At 73.4% G+C, this 1419-nt stretch carries 2 protein-coding genes; one reads left to right on the top strand and one right to left on the bottom strand.

Going from position 1 to position 1419, the window contains the following annotated elements; genetic code table 11:
• The coding region (locus AB0H87_RS41770) for an acetate--CoA ligase family protein (protein ID WP_360159411.1) at positions 1-952 on the top strand (952 nt) is incomplete at its 5' end.
• Between the two features lie 41 nt (positions 953-993).
• Here the strand turns inward: AB0H87_RS41770 and AB0H87_RS41765 are convergent.
• Positions 994-1281: a hypothetical protein gene (locus AB0H87_RS41765; protein ID WP_360159408.1), complete on the bottom strand. Its 288-nt coding sequence runs from the start codon at positions 1279-1281 to the stop codon at positions 994-996.
• Positions 1282-1419 lie beyond the last annotated feature (138 nt).

Below are 1419 nucleotides of genomic sequence, written 5' to 3'. Positions count from 1 at the left end.
GGTCTTCCTTAGGTTGCTGCGGAAAAACGGTTTCCGTGCCGTCGGCACCCTGCCGGGCCAACTCGACGACGCGGACTTCGCGGCGACGATCGCCAGCGTCGCACTGGCGGGCGACAAGCCGGTGGTGGTGACGTCCCTTGTGGAGCGGGTGCCGCCGGGCATCCCCGCCTACCCGTCGGTGGAGGAGGCGGCGCGGGCGTTGGGCCGGGTCGCCGCGTACGCCGACTGGCGCCGCCAACCGCCCGGCACGGTGCCGGTCCTGTCCAACGTGGACCTGGAGGCGGCGGCCGAGGCTTCCGCGCACGACGACCGGGAGGGGCTGCTGGCCGCGTACGGCATCCCGCTCGTCCCCGACGCCCTGGTCGACTCGGCACCGGACGCGGTGGCGGCGGCGACGACGCTGGGCCTGCCGGTGGCGCTGAAGGCCGCGGGCCTGTCGCTGCGCCACCGCATCGACCTGGGCGCGGTCCGCCTGGACCTGCGCGTCCCGGAGGCGGTGCGGATCGCGTACCGGGAACTGGCGGAGGCCTTCGGCCCCCAGGTCCTGGTGCAGCCGATGGTCCCGGCGGGCGTGCCGTGCGTGGTCGAGATGATGGAGGACCCGGCCTTCGGCCCGGTGGTGGGCTTCGGCCTGGGCGGCGTAGCGACGGAGCTCCTGGGCGACCGCGCGTGGCGAGCGGCCCCCCTGAGCGACCGCGCGGCGGCGGCCCTGGTCGACGAGCCCCGCGCGGCCCCGCTGCTACACGGCTACCGCGGCGCGTCCCCGGTGGATCGCGCGGCGCTGGAAGACCTGCTGCTGCGGGTGGGCCGGCTGGCCGACGAACAACCGCGGGTCAGGTCGCTGTCGCTGCACCCGGTCCTGGCCCGCCCGGACGGAGTGTCGGTGCTGCACGCCACGATGACCTTCGGCGACCCGGGCACCCGCCCGGACACCGGCCCGCGCCACATCTGAGCTTGTGTGTCAGCCGAGGCAGGCGCACGTCTGGAGGTAGCTCAACAAGATCCCGGTGACGCCCGCGGCGACGACCCCGGCGCCGCCGAGGCGACCGGCGAGCTTCTTGCCACGCACCTCGCGGAGGTGAGCGAACAACCCGTGGCGGCGAAGAGCAGGACGCCAGCCGCGACCGAGACGGTGACGTAGGGCGCGGCCCGATAGCCCCACCAGCCGAGCAGCAGGATGCCACAGGCGGCTAGTGCGACAAGGATCTCCGCGATCAGGTCTCGGGCCAGCTCGAAGCCGGCGTAGACCGCGTCCATGACCTTTTGCAGGCCGCGCAACATCGAATGAGTTTCTTGCTCGGGTCCGCCGCGGGCAAGACCGTCGGTCCGCCCGGCTTTGCTCTGCTTCCATCCACGCACCACCCCGCCTGACCTGCGGTGCGTATCTGGTTGAGCCACCAGGGCGTCGTGGTCAGCCAC

Source organism: Asanoa sp. NPDC050611 (genome assembly GCF_040654855.1).
GTDB lineage: Bacteria > Actinomycetota > Actinomycetes > Mycobacteriales > Micromonosporaceae > Asanoa.
This window is presented reverse-complemented; position numbering and strand designations above follow the sequence as displayed.

Excerpts from the sequence above, each read along its gene's own strand:
- AB0H87_RS41765 (WP_360159408.1), bottom strand. The coding sequence starts at position 1,281 with ATGTTGCGCGGCCTGCAAAAGGTCATGGACGCGGTCTACGCCGGCTTC.